The organism is Mesorhizobium sp. P2_D5 (assembly GCF_056404355.1).
Genome location: NZ_JBFUEE010000008.1, coordinates 227,673 through 244,727 on the forward strand (window position 1 = coordinate 227,673; position 17,055 = coordinate 244,727).

Consider the following 17,055-nt stretch of genomic DNA (forward strand, 5'->3'; position numbering starts at 1 on the left):
CAAATGGGAATTCCCGCGGGCAGCATTTCGTAAGCGGCGGCGGACCGGAACGCAATATGCCATGTTCTTGAAGTCGGCAATCCGCCGCCAGCCTTGCGAAAGCTTCATCATTTGGCTAAGGAGGCCGCGCATTCAGCGGCCGGCATCAGCTGGCCTTCCGCTTTTCGGGATTCCGCTTTTGGGTTGGGTCCGGCTTCAGTCAAAGGCATTTCGCTTCCATGGCGCGCATCGTGATGAAATTCGGCGGAACCTCCGTCGCCGACATCGCCCGCATCCGCAATGTGGCGCGTCACGTCAAACGCGAAGTCGACGCCGGCCATGAGGTGGCGGTGGTCGTCTCGGCGATGGCCGGCAAGACCAATGAACTGGTCCAATGGACGCGCGAAGCCTCGCCGATGCACGACGCACGCGAATATGATGCAGTCGTCGCTTCCGGCGAACAGGTCACCGCCGGCCTTCTGGCAATCACCTTGCAGAACATGGGCGTGCACGCCCGGTCCTGGCAGGGCTGGCAGATCCCGATCAAGACCGACAATGCGCACGGCGCGGCGCGCATCCTCGACATCGACGGCGCCTTCCTGATCAAGCGTTTCGGCGAGGGCCAGGTGGCGGTGGTCGCCGGCTTCCAGGGCATCGGCCCGGACAATCGCATCGCCACGCTTGGCCGCGGTGGTTCCGACACCAGCGCTGTGGCGATCGCCGCGGCGGTCAAGGCCGATCGTTGCGACATCTACACCGACGTCGACGGGGTCTACACCACCGATCCGCGCATCGAGCCGAAGGCGCGGCGGCTGGCCAAGATTTCGTTCGAGGAAATGCTTGAAATGGCCTCGCTTGGCGCCAAGGTTCTGCAGGTGCGTTCGGTCGAGCTTGCCATGGTGCACAGGGTGCGTACCTTCGTGCGGTCGTCCTTCGACGATCCCGATGCGCCCGGAATGGGGGATTTGCTCAATCCGCCCGGAACGCTCATTTGCGACGAGGAAGAGATCGTGGAACAGCAGGTCGTCACCGGAATTGCCTATGCCAAGGACGAAGCGCAGATTTCGCTGCGCCGTGTCGGCGACCGGCCAGGCGTCGCCGCCGGCATCTTCGGGCCGCTGGCCGAGGCCAACATCAATGTCGACATGATCGTCCAGAACATTTCCGAGGACGGCAAGTTCACCGACATGACCTTCACCGTGCCGTCGGGCGATGTCGACAAGGCGCTGGCCGTGCTCGAGCGCCTGAAAGCCTCGATCGGCTACGATGTCGTGCAATCGGAAGCCGGTATGTCGAAGGTTTCGGTCATCGGCATCGGCATGAGAAGCCATGCCGGCGTCGCCGCGACCGCTTTCAAGGCGCTGGCCGACCGTTCGATCAATATTCGCGCCATCACGACCTCCGAAATCAAGATTTCGATACTGATCGACGGTCCGTACACTGAACTTGCGGTTCGTACTTTGCATTCCGTCTACGGTCTGGATAAGCAGTAGCGAGAACGATTTGAGTTGTTGCGTGTGCGCCGGTCGCAGTGGAAACTGCGGCGGGCAAAATGCCCATTGGAGAAGAAGCCGCGATGCGTGATCAGGCCAGTGGCCCGCGCGTTTTGCTGAAACGGCTCCGCGAGCTCATGCAGGAGCCGCTGGAGCCGCAGGAGCGGCTTGACCGGATCGTGCGCGACATCGCCTCCAACATGGTCGCCGAAGTCTGCTCGCTCTACGTGCTGCGCGCCGATTCGGTGCTCGAACTCTACGCCACCGAAGGTTTGAACCCGAACGCCGTCCACCTGGCGCAACTGCGGCTGGGGCAAGGCCTGGTCGGCACGATCGCGGCCAGCGCGCGGCCGCTCAACCTTTCCAACGCCCAGGAACACCCGGCCTTTGCCTACCTGCCGGAGACCGGGGAAGAGATCTACAATTCCTTCCTTGGCGTGCCGGTGCTGCGGGCAGGGCGAACGCTGGGCGTGCTGGTCGTGCAGAACAAGACGATGCGCCATTACCGCGACGACGAGGTCGAGGCGCTGGAAACCACCGCCATGGTCATCGCCGAGATGATCGCCACCGGCGATCTGGCGCGGCTGACCCGGCCGGGTCTCGAACTCGACCTGCGCCGTCCGGTCAGTTTCACCGGCCTGTCCTTCAACGACGGCGTCGGGCTTGGCCATGTCGTGCTGCACGAGCCGCGCATCGTCGTCACCAATTTGTTCAACGAGGACAGCGAGGAAGAGATCAGGCGGCTCGAGACCTCGCTCGGCTCGCTCCGGCTCTCCATCGACGACATGCTGGAACGCCGCGACGTCGCCTTCGAGGGCGAGCATCGCCAGGTTCTGGAAGCCTATCGCATGTTCGCCAACGACCGCGGCTGGGTGCGCCGGCTGGAAGAGGCGATCCGCAACGGCCTGACGGCGGAAGCGGCTGTGGAAAAGGTGCAGAGCGACATGCGTGCCCGCATGCTGCACATGACCGATCCCTATCTGCGCGAGCGGATGAGCGATTTCGACGACCTCGCCAACCGGCTGCTGCGCCAGCTGATGGGGCGCGGGCCGGAAGATGTCGCGGCGTCGTTGCCGAAGGACGCCATCATCGTCGCCCGCTCAATGGGCGCCGCCGAGCTGCTCGACTATCCCCGCGACAAGATGCGCGGGCTGGTGCTCGAGGACGGTGCTGCCACCAGCCACGTCGTCATCGTCGCGCGCGCCATGGGCATTCCTGTCGCCGGCCAGATGAAGGGCGCCGTTTCCATGGCGGAAAACGGCGATGCCATCATCGTCGACGGCGAAGAGGGCGTGATCCATTTGCGGCCGCAGTCCGACCTCGAAGCCGCCTATGCCGAAAAGGTGCGTTTCCGGGCGCGCCGGCAAGAGGTCTATCGCGAGCTGCGCAAGAAGCCGTCGACGACGAGGGACGGTGTCCAGGTCGACTTGTTGATGAATGCCGGTCTTGCCGTCGACCTGCCGCAGCTTGCCGAGGCGGGCGCGGCCGGCATCGGCCTGTTTCGCACCGAATTGCAGTTCATGGTCGCCTCGACATTTCCCCGCGCCGAGGCCCAGGAAAAGCTTTACCGTGACGTGCTCGAGGCAGCGCGCGGCAAGCCGGTGACCTTCCGCACCATCGACATCGGCGGCGACAAGGTGCTGCCCTATTTCAAGGGAGCGATCCAGGAGGAGAACCCGGCGCTCGGATGGCGGGCGATCCGCCTGACGCTCGACCGGCCGGGCCTGCTGCGCACCCAGATCCGCGCTCTGCTCAAGGCCAGTGGCGGACGTGAACTCAAGCTAATGCTGCCGATGGTGACCGAGCTTGGCGAGATCGCCCAGGCGCGCGAGATCATCGACCGCGAGGTACGGCATCTGTCGCGCTTTGCCCATCACCTGCCGACCAGCCTCAAGCTGGGCGCGATGCTGGAAGTGCCGTCGCTACTGTTCCAGCTCGACGAATTGATGAAAGCGGTCGACTTCGTCTCGGTCGGTTCGAACGATCTGTTCCAGTTCGTCATGGCCGTCGACCGAGGCAACACGCAATTGGCCAACCGGTTCGATACGCTGTCGGCGCCGTTCCTGCGCGTCCTGAAGCAGATCGCCGATGCCGGCATCCGCAACCACACGCCGGTAACCCTGTGCGGCGAACTCGCCGGTAAGCCGATCTCGGCAATGGCGCTGATCGGTCTCGGCTTCCGCTCGATCTCGATGTCGCCGGCCTCGATCGGCCCGGTCAAGGCGATGTTGACGGAACTGCCGCTGGATGAGTTGGAGGCGTTCTTCAACGACAATCTGATGGCGCCGGCGCAGGGGCTGCCGATGCGGGCGCTGCTGCAGGCCTTTGCCGACGACCGTTCGATCCCATTGTAGCACCCACATCATGGTCAATTTGCCCCGCGATCGTATGGATCAAGTCGTCAAGCGTTTCGAGATGCTCGAAGCGCAGATGTCGGCTGGCCCGGCGCCGGATGCCTATGTGCGGATGGCGTCGGAGTACGCCGAGATCCAGGACATGGTGGCCAAGGTCAGGGCGCTGCGCTCGGCCGAGCATGAGCAGGCCGATCTTGAAGCCATGCTTGCCGACAAGGGTACCGACGCCGAAATGCGGGCGCTGGCGGAGGCCGACCTGCCGGAGGTCGAGGAGCGCATCGAGGCGCTGCAGAAGGACATCCAGATCCTGCTGCTGCCCAAGGATGCCGCCGACGACAAGAACGCCATTCTCGAAATCCGTGCCGGCACCGGCGGCGACGAAGCCGCGCTTTTCGCCGGCGACCTGTTTCGCATGTATGAGCGCTACGCCGCCGAACGCGGCTGGCGTTTCGAGACGGTGTCGGCCAGCGATGGCGATGCCGGCGGCTACAAGGAAATCATCGCCACGATCTCCGGCAAGGGCGTCTTTGCGCATCTGAAATTCGAATCCGGTGTGCACCGCGTGCAGCGCGTGCCGGCGACCGAGGCGAGCGGGCGCATCCACACCTCGGCCGCCACGGTCGCCGTGCTGCCGGAGGCCGAAGAGGTCGACATCGACATCAGGGCCGAAGACATCCGCATCGATACCATGCGCGCCTCGGGCTCGGGCGGCCAGCACGTCAACACCACCGATTCGGCTGTCCGCATCACCCATTTGCCGACCGGCATCATGGTGGTGCAGGCGGAAAAGTCGCAGCACCAGAATCGCGCCAAGGCGATGCAGATCCTGCGCGCCCGCCTCTATGACCTGGAGCGGAGCAAGGCGGACGAGGAGCGCTCCGAATCGCGCAAGTCGCAAGTCGGCTCCGGCGACCGCTCCGAGCGCATCCGTACCTATAATTTCCCGCAAGGCCGCGTCACCGACCACCGCATCAACCTGACGCTGTACAAGCTCGACCGGGTGATGATGGGCGAACTCGATGAAGTGATCGACGCGCTGATCGCCGATCACCAGTCGAAGCTGCTCGCCGACATCGGCATCGATGGCTGATCGACTGCCCGAGGCGCTGGGGCCGCTGCTGCGGCAGGCGCAGGCTCGGCTCGCCGCTGCCGCCGTCGACGATCCAGCGCTCGATGCAAGGCTGATCGTCGAACATTTTTCCGGCACGACGCGCACGCAGGCGATTGCCGATCCCAACCGCAAGATCGACGGAAGCGCCATTGCGGCAATTGGTGATGCCTTGAGACGGCGCGCCTGCGGCGAACCGGTGCATCGCATCCTCGGCTATCGTGAATTCTATGGTTTGCGCCTGTCTCTGTCGCCGGAAACGCTGGAGCCGCGGCCGGATACCGAAACGCTGGTCGAGGCGGTGCTGCCTTTCGCCAGGGCAGTGGCAGTGCGGGAAGGCGAATGCCGCATCCTCGATCTTGGCACCGGCACCGGCGCCATTGCGCTGGCGCTGCTCAGCGCAGTGCCGGCCGCGATCGCCACCGGGGTCGATATGTCCGCGGGCGCGCTGGCGACGGCGTCCCGCAATGCAAGGCAATTGGGCCTCGCAGGCCGATTCACGGCGCTCCAGTCGGACTGGTTCGAAAAAGTTTCCGGCCAGTACCATGTAATTGCCGCAAACCCTCCCTATATACCGTCTGAAGACATTGGAAATCTGCAGGACGAAGTCCGCAATTTCGATCCGCGCCTGGCCTTGGATGGTGGTGCGGACGGTCTGAGCCCCTACAGGATCATCGCTGCGGAAGCGGCAAGGTTTTTGGAAGCTGAAAGCAGGATTGCGGTCGAGATCGGCCACACGCAGCACAACGAGGTCTTGGAAATATTCGTCGCAGCCGGCTACGTGCCGGGCGGTGCGTTTCGGGACCTTGGTGGAAACGACAGGGTTCTTGTCTTTAAAAGGACAAAGCATTGACGCAGTGCAAAAAAAGCGCTTGGCAATGCCAGGGAATGCGGCTAGGGTCGCCTTAACCGGATGAGACGAAGCAGGCAGTGCTCTTAGCGATTCGGTCTTCCTTGGAAATAGCTGCCTTCTTGCGCAAAACGATGCCCAAGCTTCGTGCGGGAATCGTCCGGCAAGTGATGTAACCGGAACAGGATGGCACGTGGCGCCAACGCAATCGATGCGGGCGAACGCCGGTGAAGAGACGAAGCGGCTGGCTGCATGAGCGCCTCCGTTCGTGAAGAGTTTTTCGAAAATTTCAAAATGAAGAGAGTTTGATGAGGCCACAACAGCAGAACAGGCGCATGCGCGGTCGCAACAACAATGGCGGCGGCGGTGGCAATAATAACAATAATAACAATAACAACCGCAAGGGACCGAATCCCCTGACGCGCAACTACGAGAGCAATGGCCCGGACGTGAAGATCCGCGGTTCGGCTCAGCAGATCGCCGAAAAATACGCCACCCTTGCCCGTGACGCGCACAGCTCCGGCGACCGGGTCATGGCGGAGAACTATCTCCAGCACGCAGAACACTACAATCGCATCATCGCAGCCGCGCAGGCGCAGATGCCGATCCAGAACACGCAACAGAATCGCGATGATTTCGACGATGACGGCGACGAGGATCGCGACGAGTTCGACAATGCCGGCAACAGCGGCAACACTAGTTCCGATGCCCAGGTACCGGTGATCAACCATGGCGCCGGGCCGCAGCCGGTCATTGAAGGCATGCCGGCCGAGGTCGCGCTCAACCGGGAAAACGGCCGCGACAATCGTGATGGCAATAGCGGGCGTGACAATGGCGGGCGCAACAATGGCGGCCGCGACAACAATGGGCGCCATCGCGATCGTCGCCCCAATGGCGGCTACGGCCAGAATGGACAGCGCGACTATGGCTCGTCCGCCGAGCAAGGCGGCCAGCCGCAGCGCAACGAGGCCCCGACCCAGGTCGAAGCCGCTTCGCCGACCGAATCGACCGAATCCGTTGTGACAGCCGAGCCGGCTCCGCTGTTCGAGAACCTGTCGCCGGCGGGTCTTGCCGCCCAGGCCGAGCTCAATGAGGCGGCCGCCGAAAGCGGTGCTGCCCGTCGCCCGAGGCGCCCGCGCCGTCCGCGCGTCAGTGCCGATCAGGTCGACAGCGGCAGCGACAATGCCAATTCCGGCGCCGATGCCGGCGAGGTGGCTGTGGCCCCGGCCGACGGTGGCAATGCCGAACCGGTCAAAGTCGACATCGACAACTGATCGAACGACATTTCAGGATATTGGACGGCGGAGAGAAATCTCCGCCGTTTTCGTTTTGTGCCTCGATGGAATATTGTGCGTTGACCGACATCAAGGCGTCTTGAGACAGCATGGCCTATGCACCATATCTCGGCTGAACTGGACCCGGCTCGAATGGGCGGGTCCGTCACCGCAATCGGATCCGGTGCCGCAAAGCGGGCCGGTGATGGAAGGAGACAGATATGAACCTTGAGAAATACTCGGAGCGCGTGCGCGGCTTCATCCAGTCCGCGCAGACCATGGCGCTCTCCCGCAACCACCAGCAGTTCACACCCGAACACATCCTGAAAGTGCTCGTCGACGACGACGAGGGTCTTGCCGCGTCGCTGATCGAACGTGCCGGCGGCAACGTCCGCGACGTCAAGCTTGGCGTCGAAACGGCGCTCGAAGCGATGCCCAAGGTCGAAGGCGGCAACGGCCAGCTCTATCTGGCGCAGCCGCTGGCCAAGGTGTTTTCGACCGCCGAAGAGCTGGCCAAGAAGGCCGGCGACAGCTTTGTCACCGTCGAGCGGCTCTTGCAGGCGCTCGCCATGGAGAAGTCGGCCAAGACCGCCGACATCCTGGCCAAGGCCGGGGTCACCGCGCAGGCGCTCAACCAGGTCATCAACGATGTCCGCAAAGGCCGCACCGCCGATTCGGCGAGCGCCGAACAGGGCTACGACGCGTTGAAGAAATACGCACGTGACCTGACCGCGGATGCCCGCGCCGGCAAGCTCGATCCGGTCATCGGCCGTGACGACGAGATCCGCCGCACCATCCAGGTGCTGTCGCGCCGCACCAAGAACAATCCGGTGCTGATCGGCGAGCCGGGCGTCGGCAAGACGGCGATCGCCGAAGGCCTGGCGCTGCGCATCGTCAATGGCGACGTGCCGGAATCGTTGAAGGACAAGCAATTGATGGCGCTCGACATGGGCGCGCTGATTGCCGGCGCCAAATACCGCGGCGAGTTCGAGGAGCGGCTGAAGGCCGTGCTCTCCGAAGTCACCTCGGCCGACGGCAACATCATCCTGTTCATCGACGAGATGCACACGCTGGTCGGTGCCGGCAAGGCGGATGGCGCCATGGATGCGTCGAACCTGTTGAAGCCGGCATTGGCGCGCGGTGAACTGCACTGCGTCGGCGCCACAACGCTTGATGAATATCGCAAGCATGTCGAGAAGGATGCGGCCCTTGCCCGCCGCTTCCAGCCGGTGTTCGTCGATGAGCCGACTGTGGAAGACACCGTCTCGATCCTGCGCGGCCTGAAGGAAAAATACGAACAGCACCACAAGGTGCGCATCTCGGATTCGGCGCTGGTTGCGGCGGCGACGCTGTCCAACCGCTACATCGCCGACCGCTTCCTGCCGGACAAGGCGATCGACCTCGTCGACGAAGCCGCCTCGCGGCTGCGCATGCAGGTCGATTCCAAACCCGAGGCCCTCGACGAGATCGATCGCCGCATCATGCAGCTCAAGATCGAGCGCGAGGCGCTGAAGGTCGAAACCGACGATGCGTCGAAGGATCGGCTCGCCCGCCTGGAAAAGGAACTCGCCGGGCTCGAGGAGGAATCGACCGAGATCACCACCAAGTGGCAGGCCGAGAAGCAGAAGCTTGGGCTCGCCGCCGATCTGAAGAAGCAGCTCGACGAGGCGCGCAATGAGCTTGCCATTGCCCAGCGCAAGGGTGAATTCCAGCGCGCCGGCGAGCTTGCCTATGGCAAGATCCCGGAACTGGAAAAGAAGCTGAAGGAAGCCGAAGCCCAGGACGGCAAGGTCGGCATGGTCGAAGAGGTGGTCACGCCCGACCACGTCGCCCATATCGTCTCGCGCTGGACCGGCATTCCGGTCGACAAGATGCTGCAGGGCGAGCGCGACAAGCTGTTGCGCATGGAAGACGAGATCGGCAAGCGCGTCGTCGGCCAGGGCGAGGCGGTGCAAGCTGTCTCGAAGGCGGTGCGGCGCGCCCGCGCGGGCCTGCAGGATCCGAACCGGCCGATCGGCTCGTTCATGTTCCTCGGACCGACGGGCGTCGGCAAGACCGAACTGACCAAGGCACTTGCCAGTTTCCTGTTCGACGACGAGAGCGCCATGGTGCGCATCGACATGTCGGAGTTCATGGAGAAGCACTCGGTCGCCAGGCTGATCGGCGCACCTCCAGGCTACGTCGGTTATGAGGAGGGCGGCGCTCTGACCGAAGCGGTGCGGCGCAGGCCCTACCAGGTCGTGCTGTTCGACGAGATCGAGAAGGCGCATCCGGACGTGTTCAATGTGCTTTTGCAGGTGCTCGATGACGGCCGCCTGACCGACGGCCAGGGCCGCACCGTCGACTTCCGCAACACGCTGATCATCATGACGTCGAACCTTGGCGCGGAGTATCTCGTCAATCTCGGCGAGGACCAGGATGTCGATCAGGTTCGCGACGAGGTGATGAATGTCGTCAAGGCCTCGTTCCGGCCGGAGTTCCTCAACCGCGTCGACGAGGTGATACTGTTCCACCGGCTGCGCCGGCAGGATATGGGCCGCATCGTCGAGATACAGCTCAAGCGGCTGGAGAGCCTGCTGACCGATCGCAAGATCACGCTGTCGCTCGACCAGGAGGCGATCGACTGGCTGGCGGCCAAGGGTTACGACCCGGCCTACGGCGCGCGGCCGCTGAAGCGCGTGATGCAGAAGGAACTGCAGGACCCGCTGGCGGAGAAGATCCTGCTCGGCGACATCCTCGACGGCTCGACCGTCAAGGTGACAGCCGGTTCCGACCGGCTGAACTTCCGCTCGAAGCCGACGATTGTGGCGGCCGAGGCGGCAGCCTGATCCAACGCCGCGCGTCCAGCCTGGACGCGCGGCGTTTTCATACAATGCGGGGGCGCGGATGACGCTGGACGACTACAACAGCTTTTGCGCTTCGCTGCCTTCGACAAACCACGTCGTCCAATGGGGCGGCGCCCATGTCTGGAAGGTCGGGGCCAAGGTCTTTGCGATCGGCGGCTGGGACCAGGGCCAGCAGCTCTTCGTCACCTTCAAATGTTCCGACATCGCGTATGACGTGCTCAAGGAGCAGCCGGGCTTGCGTCCGGCACCCTATCTTGCTTCGCGCGGCATGAAATGGATCCAGCGTCAGACAAGCCAGTGCATGGATGATGACGCGCTGAAGGACTATCTGCGCGAGAGCCATCGCCTTGTTGCCCTGAAGCTGACGAAGCAGGCGCTGAGGGAGCTGGGACTTGCCGCAAGCTAGCTGATATTCATCGAGGCGCCGGGAAACCGCCATCTTCATGCCCGGTTCATATTGGAACCATATGGTGGTGAACTGGTTTGCTGGCGAAGGGGTTCGCCGTACAGGGACACTGCCGGGCGGCGGCAATTACGGACCGGAGAGTTTGGCCACCATGCTGCGCACGATCTTCACCCTTTCGGTACTCGCCGGCGGGCTTTTGTCTTCTGGCGCGCTCGGCGCGCCGACGCAGGACAGCGCACCACGGGTTGCCCGCGCTGCCGACGATGGCGGCATCCTCGTCGCCCAGGACGGCAATCTCGACGTCTATTACGACGCCAGGGGCAACCGCGTCATCGTCGATGCCGATACCGGCAAGGTCATCGCTATCCAGCCGCCGCAGACGCGGCTCGACCGGCGCGCGCTGCGCCGCGAGACACGGCTGCGCGAACTGGGCCGCGTCCCCGATGACAATGACCGCTACTATCTCGACGATCCGCAAGACATGGCGCGGTTCCGCCGCAAGCAGTTGGAAGAAGAAGGCCGGGTCATCCCGCCGCCGGCGGACGAATATGATCCTAACAGCGACAATTCCGTGGAAGCCTATCCGCCGCCACCGCAGGACGACGGCAGCTACGACAACAATTATCCCGATGCGCCGCAGTCGACAGAGCCGGGCACCATCAAACGCCAGCCGCTGAACGAGGCCTCGATTGACCCTGCCCAGCCGGCGTCTCCCTCCGAGCAAGCGGGACTGCCGCCAACGACTGGGGGCAAGTCGACCGTCGAGCCGGCGCTTTCGCTGGGAGCACGTCAGGATGTCGCGGCGCTGCAGGTGCTGCTCGACCGGGGTGGCGCTTCGCCTGGCGTCATCGATGGGCGTTTCGGTTCGAATGTCGACAAGGCGCTCGCCGCCTACAACCAGATCACTGGCAGCAATCTGCGGTCGACCGATGCGGTCGGCATCCAGGCGGCTCTTGCGCAGTCCGGCGGCGATGCCTTTGCCAATTACACCATCACCCCGGAGGATGCGGCCGGCCCCTATGTCGCCTCGATCCCGGAAGACTACAGCCAGAAGGCGCAGCTCGACCGCATGGGCTATACGTCGGTGACCGAGGCGCTCGCGGAGCGCTTCCACATGGACGAGAACTACCTCAAGGCGCTCAACCCGGACGCCAACTTCAATCGTCCCGGTACGACCATCAAGGTCGCAAATTTCGGCAAACTGGTCTCGACGCCGGTTGCCCGTATCGTCGCCGACAAGGGCAGGAAAGAGGTCTTCGCGTATGATGCGGGCGACAAGCTGGTGGCGGCCTATCCCGCAACCATCGGGTCGGCGGATACACCGTCACCGTCCGGCATACACGCTGTATCGCGCGTCGCTCTCGATCCGAACTACACCTACAACCCCAGCATCAATTTCAAGCAGGGTCAAAACGACAAGGTCCTGACCATTCCGCCAGGTCCAAACGGCCCGGTCGGCTCGGTGTGGATCGCTCTGGACAAGCCGACCTACGGTATCCACGGCACGCCGGATCCGTCGAAGATCGGCAAGACAGAAAGCCATGGCTGCGTGCGCCTGACCAACTGGGATGCGCGCGAACTGGCCAAGCTGGTCTCGCCGGGCGTCACCGTTGAGTTCGTCGAGTAGGCGCTGATATTCAGATGAGGCCGGCCTGCGAACGGCGGCTTCCTCCGCTTCCGGTGCTCACGTACCCAGAAGTACGCTCCGCTCCGGTTCTCGAAATCCGTCGTTCTCGACTCGGCCTGATCTGAATCTCAACGCGCCCTGAAACGGTCAGCCGATGATCCTGCGCACCCACTTCGCGCCCGGGGTTATCGCATAGACCAGTTGCACCACCAGGATAAAGCCGACGCTGAGTAACGGCGTGATCAGGCACAGTGCCGCGCCGACCGCCCACAGGATCTGCGCCTTGACGATGCGCAGATAGACCGTGCGGCTGGTTTCCGCGTCGACATCCTCTGCCAGGAAGTCGTTCTTCTCCGCATAGCGCCAGCTGGCGAACAGCGTGACGCCGAGCATCAGCAGGTTGAGCCAGTAGACCAGCATCGCGGTTCTGAACTCGAGGAAGTCGGCCAAAAGATCGGTCGAGAACGGCAGCAAGGCAATGAAGGCGAGAAAGCAGAGGTTCAGCGTGGCAAGCCGCCGGTCGGATTTGGCGATCAGCCCATGCTGCGCCTGCTGGCCGAACCAGAAGATGGTCAGCGTCAGGAAGCTCAAGGCGTAGGTCAGGAAGCGGGGCGCCAGTGCCGCGATTGCGGCAAGCAGATCGCGCTCCGAATGGATCGCCTCGTGCGCCGGCACCCTGATTTCGAGGACGATCAGGGTGAGTGCGATGGCGAACACGCCGTCGGTGATGCCAACGATACGGCCGCGTCCCTCCGCCGATGCTTCAAGTGGCCGCTTCATCGACTTCTCCCCGTCTGCAATTTTCCGGAAACCTAGCCAGAACCTAGCATGACTGCCGCCGTGTGCACCCGGACAGGAGCGATCCTGGCCATGTGGCTGGTTTCAAGGACAGCAATCCACTGGCTGGTTGTTGCCAACACGCCTGCGGTCTAAGCAAGGTTCCATGCATTCACCAAGCGAAGCCGCCGCCGTTCCGCTGACCAGTCCGGTCACGAACGGCACGTTCTGTCCACCGTCGCAACGGCGATTTGTGCTGATTGCGGCGATCCTGGCCTCGGCGCTCGGTTTCATCGACGGTTCGATCCTGGCCATCGCCATGCCGGCGATTCGCGTCAACCTTGGTGCCAGCCTGGCGCAAGCGCAGTGGATTTCCAATGCCTACGCGTTGACGCTCTCGGCACTGATCCTTGCCGGGGGCGCCGCCGGCGATCGATTCGGTCTGCGCCGCGCCTTCGTGGCAGGCATTGCGCTGTTCATTGTCGCCTCGCTTGCCTGTGCGCTGGCGCCGAATGCGGTGGTGCTGATCGCATTTCGCGCGCTGCAGGGCATTGGTGCGGCGGTCATGGTGCCGGGCAGCCTCGCCATCATCGCCAAGGCCTATCCGAAAAAAGAGCGCGGCCGCGCCATCGGGATCTGGGCCGCGGCTTCGGCGCTGACCACGGCACTTGGCCCGGTGCTCGGTGGTTTCGTGCTGTCGGCATTCGGTGTCGGCATCTGGCGGGCGATCTTCGCGGTCAACCTGCCGCTCGGCCTGATCTCGATCTATCTGCTGCTGGCCAAGATCCCGGCCGACGCGCCGACGGAAAAACGCAGCCTGGATCTCGGCGGTGCCGCGCTGGCGACATTAGCCTTCGGCGCGCTCGCCTACGGGCTGACCTCGATGAGCGCCGGCGGCGAGGGCCATTTGTCGGGGCCGAGCATTGCCGCCGGTGCCGTGCTGCTGGCTGTCTTCATCGCCTTCGAGCTTTGGCAGCGCGAGCCGATGATCGATCTGTCGCTGTTTCGCGTCGGCGCTTTCGCCGGCGCCAATGCCGCGACGTTCTTCCTCTATTTCGCGCTGTCGGCCAATCTTTTCTATCTGCCGATGCTGCTCATCGCCGGCTGGGGACTGAGCACGGCCGAGGTCGGCTTCATCTTCCTGCCGCTGTCGGCATCGATGGCACTTTTGTCGCGGCCCGTCGGCCAGTTGTCCGACCGGATCGGGCCGCGCTTTCCGATCGCCTTCGGCAGTCTTGTCGTGGCTTTCGCGTTTGCCGGACTTGCCTTGCTCGCCCATGCCGGCATCCACAATTTCTGGACGGGAACATTTCCGCTGATGGGGCTGATGGGGCTCGGCATGGCGCTGGTCGTGTCGCCACTGTCGACCGCGATCATGACGGCGGTGGAAGACAAGGATACCGGTGCTGCCTCCGGCATCAACAATGCCGTCTCGCGCATCGGCGGCCTGATCGCGGTGGCAGCGATGGGCTCGCTTGCCGCCCGGGTCTACGCGAAAGCCCTCGATGGGAATGCGACGCCCGGCGTGCCAGGCTTTGGCGAACCGGCGGCAGTTGGGCTGGCGCCGGCAGTCGATGCGGCAAGGCTTGCCGCCGGCGACGCGGCGTTTTCCGCCGTCTCTTCGGTGACGGCACTGCTCTGCCTGCTTTCAGCAGTGATCGCGTGGACGACCATTCCCGGTCAGCGGCTGCCATGGCCGTGGCGTGCGGAAAATCCGCAAGGCTGAAAATCAGCGAATCAGCCGTCGATCTTGGCGCTCGCAACCTTCAGCGAATCACTGTCTTCCTGCTTCAGCAGATCGTCGATGCGCTCGCGTTCGCGCTTGAAGGCGACGAGATCATCGCCCTTCAGCACTTTGCCGACCGGCAGCCGGACACGCATCGAATCGACTTTGGTGCCGTTGACGATCAGCTCGTAATGGAGATGCGGACCGGTGGAGAGGCCGGTCTGGCCGAGATAACCAATGACCTGGCCCTGGCGAACCCGCACGCCTTCTTCGATGCCTTTGGCAAAGGCGCTCTGGTGATTGTAGGACGTCTCGTAGCCATTGGCATGACGAATGATGATCTGTTTGCCATAGCCGCCGGCCCAGCCCGCCTTCTCGACGACGCCATTGCCGGCGGCGATGATCGGCGATCCGATCGGGGCGGCCCAGTCCGTACCTGTGTGCATGCGGACATAGCCGAGGATAGGATGCCTGCGCGCACCAAACCCGGAGGTAAATCTCCCGTTTGGCAGTGGGTTGCGCAGTAGGAACTGCTCGGCGCTGCTGCCGTCCTCGTCGAAATAGTCCGCGCTACCGTCCTGCATCTGAAACCGGTAGAAGTTGCGCGTTTGCCCACCGAAGGTCGATGAGACATAAAGCAGTTCGGACTCGTCGGACGCTTGGTCGTCGCCGTCCGGCTGCGAGAACAAGACTTCGAGGCGATCCGCCGGATTGAGTCGCGACTGGAAGTCGACGCCGGATGCCAGCAGCTTGACCAGTTGCTGGGTCATCTTTTTCGACATGCCATAGGAATAAGCGGCGCGGTAGATGCCGTCATAGATGTTCGGCAAATTTCCGCGCACCACCACGGGCGGTGAGTCGTCGAACGCCGTCAGTAATTCGGGGTTCGGATCCGGCTCCTGCGCCGGCACATACTGGCCGCGATCGTCGAGCGCGATGGTGACGATGTGCTGCGTTCGGTCGTAGACGCTGGTGCGCACGACCTTGGCGGCGTCGCCATGCACCTCGAGACCGACACGCAGCACAGTTCCGGCCTTGAGCGCCGTCGCGTTCAACAGCTTGGCGATCGCTTCGGCCATGCCGGTGGCGTCTTCTCCCGTATAGCCCGAATCGGCAAAGGCCTCGGTAATGTCGAGATCCTTGGTGAAGGGAATGATTTCCTCGGCGAAAGCCGGCGCCTGATCGTCGGCGGCGGCGCGTGGCGCCACCGAGACGTTCTCCGGCACGATCTTGACATCATAGGAGCCGGCCATGCTCTCGGCAAAGGCGTCGCCGAACCGCTGCGGGTCGACATAATGGAGTGACGCGACCTGCACGGCGCCATCGCTGAGGTCGGTGCCGGCTTCGCGCACCACCTTTTCCACCTCGTCGGCGGAGAGGTCGCTCTTTTCGTCGAAAGCCGCCGTATCGACCGGGAAATCGACCGTCTTCAGGCTCATTTCGCTTTCGACCTTGGCGCCGTAGATCTGGCCGGAAGCGGCCGAGGCTGTCGCCGGCTGCGCAGCACTGTCGTCGCCGTCGTTGCCGAACACCTGCATCGGGTCGAAAGGCGGGTAGGGGCGGCTGGTGGTGTGGCCGGCGGCAAGCGCCATCTTGATCTGCACGAAAGGCATGGTGTGGATGACGTCACGGTCGCCGACCTTGGTCACCATCGACACTTCCATCCGACGGCGGTCCTTGGCCTTGGCGATCTGACGCGGCGCCACCAGCCTTGTCGTCTTGGCCACCTCGCCGGAATCGCCATTGCCGGCAAGATTGATCAGTTCCGCAATCTCGGGTGGCGTCGCCAATTGCTGACGTCCGTCAAGGGCAGCGAACAGTGCCACCCCCATCAGCACGCTTGAGGTCACGCCGGTGAGGAAGGTGCCTGACAGCCAGCGTGCGGAAACCTCGCGCCGGTCGGGCGGGCCGCTGCGGCCATCCGCGATAAGCGGCGGCTCGTTGCCGAGTTCGGCTATGACATCTTCCGTGTCTGGCATCCAGAAAGGCTGCTTCTTCCCCGGGCGGAACGGCTTGTCGCTTTTTGTTGTGGCCGTGACATTTGCCTGTCATGGCCGGTGAAGTCAACGAAGCCTACGCCCCGGTCGAATTCCCCYCGCGCACTTCTCTTGTATAGGGCGCTCTATAAAGAGGGGCGGTTCACCTTCTGTGCAAGGCTCATCGCGCACCCCTGAATGAGGCTCCTGAAAGAGGCGCTGCGCCGTCGGCGCGGTGCCGCTTTCGTTGGCTTTGGTGTCGAACGGCAATGCGGCGGCAATAGGGCTCCTTCGTGGTCGCCCACCCGGCGTTGTCGCGTTCCCCTAGGGCAGCCGGCTATCGACAGACCGGCCCCGAGATTTCTGTCGCAAAAAGTTCAAAAACTTTGAGATGGCTGTTGACAGTTGTTGAGGGTGGCGACTATATACGCCTCACCAACGAGGGCGGCACGCCGCTGGCGACGAAGAAGTTTGCTTCTAAGCCTGCCCGTTGTGAGATTCAAGAGAGCCGCGTAAGCGACACTCGGACGGCCCCGGAGCCAAAAGCGAAACGGGCCACGACACTGCGTCTGCGGTGTCTGTTCTTTGAAAATTGAATATTGAAGAAAGAGAAACGTGGGCGGCAGAGTCCTGCTGAAC

At 63.4% G+C, this 17,055-nt stretch carries 11 protein-coding genes; 9 read left to right on the forward strand and 2 right to left on the reverse strand.

The annotated features are described in order from the left end of the window. Window positions 1-218: 218 nt before the first annotated feature. The 8 genes from AC1DYW_RS28850 to AC1DYW_RS28885 all read left to right on the forward strand — a co-directional run bounded on the left by AC1DYW_RS28850 (window position 219) and on the right by AC1DYW_RS28885 (window position 11,937). Entirely contained in the window at window positions 219-1,472 is a 1,254-nt protein-coding gene (locus AC1DYW_RS28850; protein WP_095084820.1) for an aspartate kinase, read from the forward strand. 83 nt (window positions 1,473-1,555) lie between these two features. Then, window positions 1,556-3,826, forward strand: a complete 2,271-nt coding sequence (gene ptsP / locus AC1DYW_RS28855; protein WP_477228444.1) for a phosphoenolpyruvate--protein phosphotransferase — start codon at window positions 1,556-1,558, stop codon at window positions 3,824-3,826. A gap of 10 nt (window positions 3,827-3,836) precedes the next feature. Continuing rightward, the gene (gene prfA, locus AC1DYW_RS28860) at window positions 3,837-4,916 is read left to right on the forward strand and encodes a peptide chain release factor 1 (RefSeq protein ID WP_095084818.1); all 1,080 of its coding nucleotides are present in this window, start codon (window positions 3,837-3,839) and stop codon (window positions 4,914-4,916) included. Then, entirely contained in the window at window positions 4,909-5,787 is an 879-nt protein-coding gene (gene prmC, locus AC1DYW_RS28865) for a peptide chain release factor N(5)-glutamine methyltransferase (protein ID WP_477228445.1), read from the forward strand. Before prfA ends, prmC begins: the two co-directional genes overlap by 8 nt. Before the next feature lie 305 nt (window positions 5,788-6,092). Further along, window positions 6,093-7,058: a DUF4167 domain-containing protein gene (locus AC1DYW_RS28870; protein ID WP_477228446.1), complete on the forward strand. Its 966-nt coding sequence runs from the start codon at window positions 6,093-6,095 to the stop codon at window positions 7,056-7,058. Between the two features lie 221 nt (window positions 7,059-7,279). After that, window positions 7,280-9,886, forward strand: a complete 2,607-nt coding sequence (clpB, locus tag AC1DYW_RS28875; protein ID WP_477228447.1) for an ATP-dependent chaperone ClpB — start codon at window positions 7,280-7,282, stop codon at window positions 9,884-9,886. Between the two features lie 58 nt (window positions 9,887-9,944). Next, window positions 9,945-10,310 (forward strand): MmcQ/YjbR family DNA-binding protein, encoded by a 366-nt coding sequence (locus AC1DYW_RS28880; protein WP_477228448.1) that lies wholly within the window; start codon window positions 9,945-9,947, stop codon window positions 10,308-10,310. A gap of 151 nt (window positions 10,311-10,461) precedes the next feature. Beyond that, window positions 10,462-11,937, forward strand: coding sequence for a L,D-transpeptidase family protein (locus tag AC1DYW_RS28885; RefSeq protein ID WP_457152872.1), 1,476 nt, complete (start codon window positions 10,462-10,464; stop codon window positions 11,935-11,937). A 147-nt stretch (window positions 11,938-12,084) separates the two neighbouring features. Here the strand turns inward: AC1DYW_RS28885 and AC1DYW_RS28890 are convergent, their stop codons facing one another. After that, a complete protein-coding gene (locus AC1DYW_RS28890; protein WP_457152868.1) occupies window positions 12,085-12,717 on the reverse strand; it encodes a TMEM175 family protein in 633 nt (210 codons plus the stop codon). Between the two features lie 163 nt (window positions 12,718-12,880). On the opposite strand from AC1DYW_RS28890, the gene AC1DYW_RS28895 reads away from it, so the two are divergent. Further along, window positions 12,881-14,440 carry an MFS transporter gene (locus tag AC1DYW_RS28895; RefSeq protein WP_477228449.1) on the forward strand — a complete coding sequence of 520 codons (1,560 nt, stop codon included), beginning with the start codon at window positions 12,881-12,883 and terminating at the stop codon, window positions 14,438-14,440. 11 nt (window positions 14,441-14,451) lie between these two features. On the opposite strand, the gene AC1DYW_RS28900 is transcribed toward AC1DYW_RS28895, so the two are convergent. Continuing rightward, window positions 14,452-16,419 carry a M23 family metallopeptidase gene (locus tag AC1DYW_RS28900; RefSeq protein WP_477228450.1) on the reverse strand — a complete coding sequence of 656 codons (1,968 nt, stop codon included), beginning with the start codon at window positions 16,417-16,419 and terminating at the stop codon, window positions 14,452-14,454. Window positions 16,420-17,055: the final 636 nt, after the last annotated feature.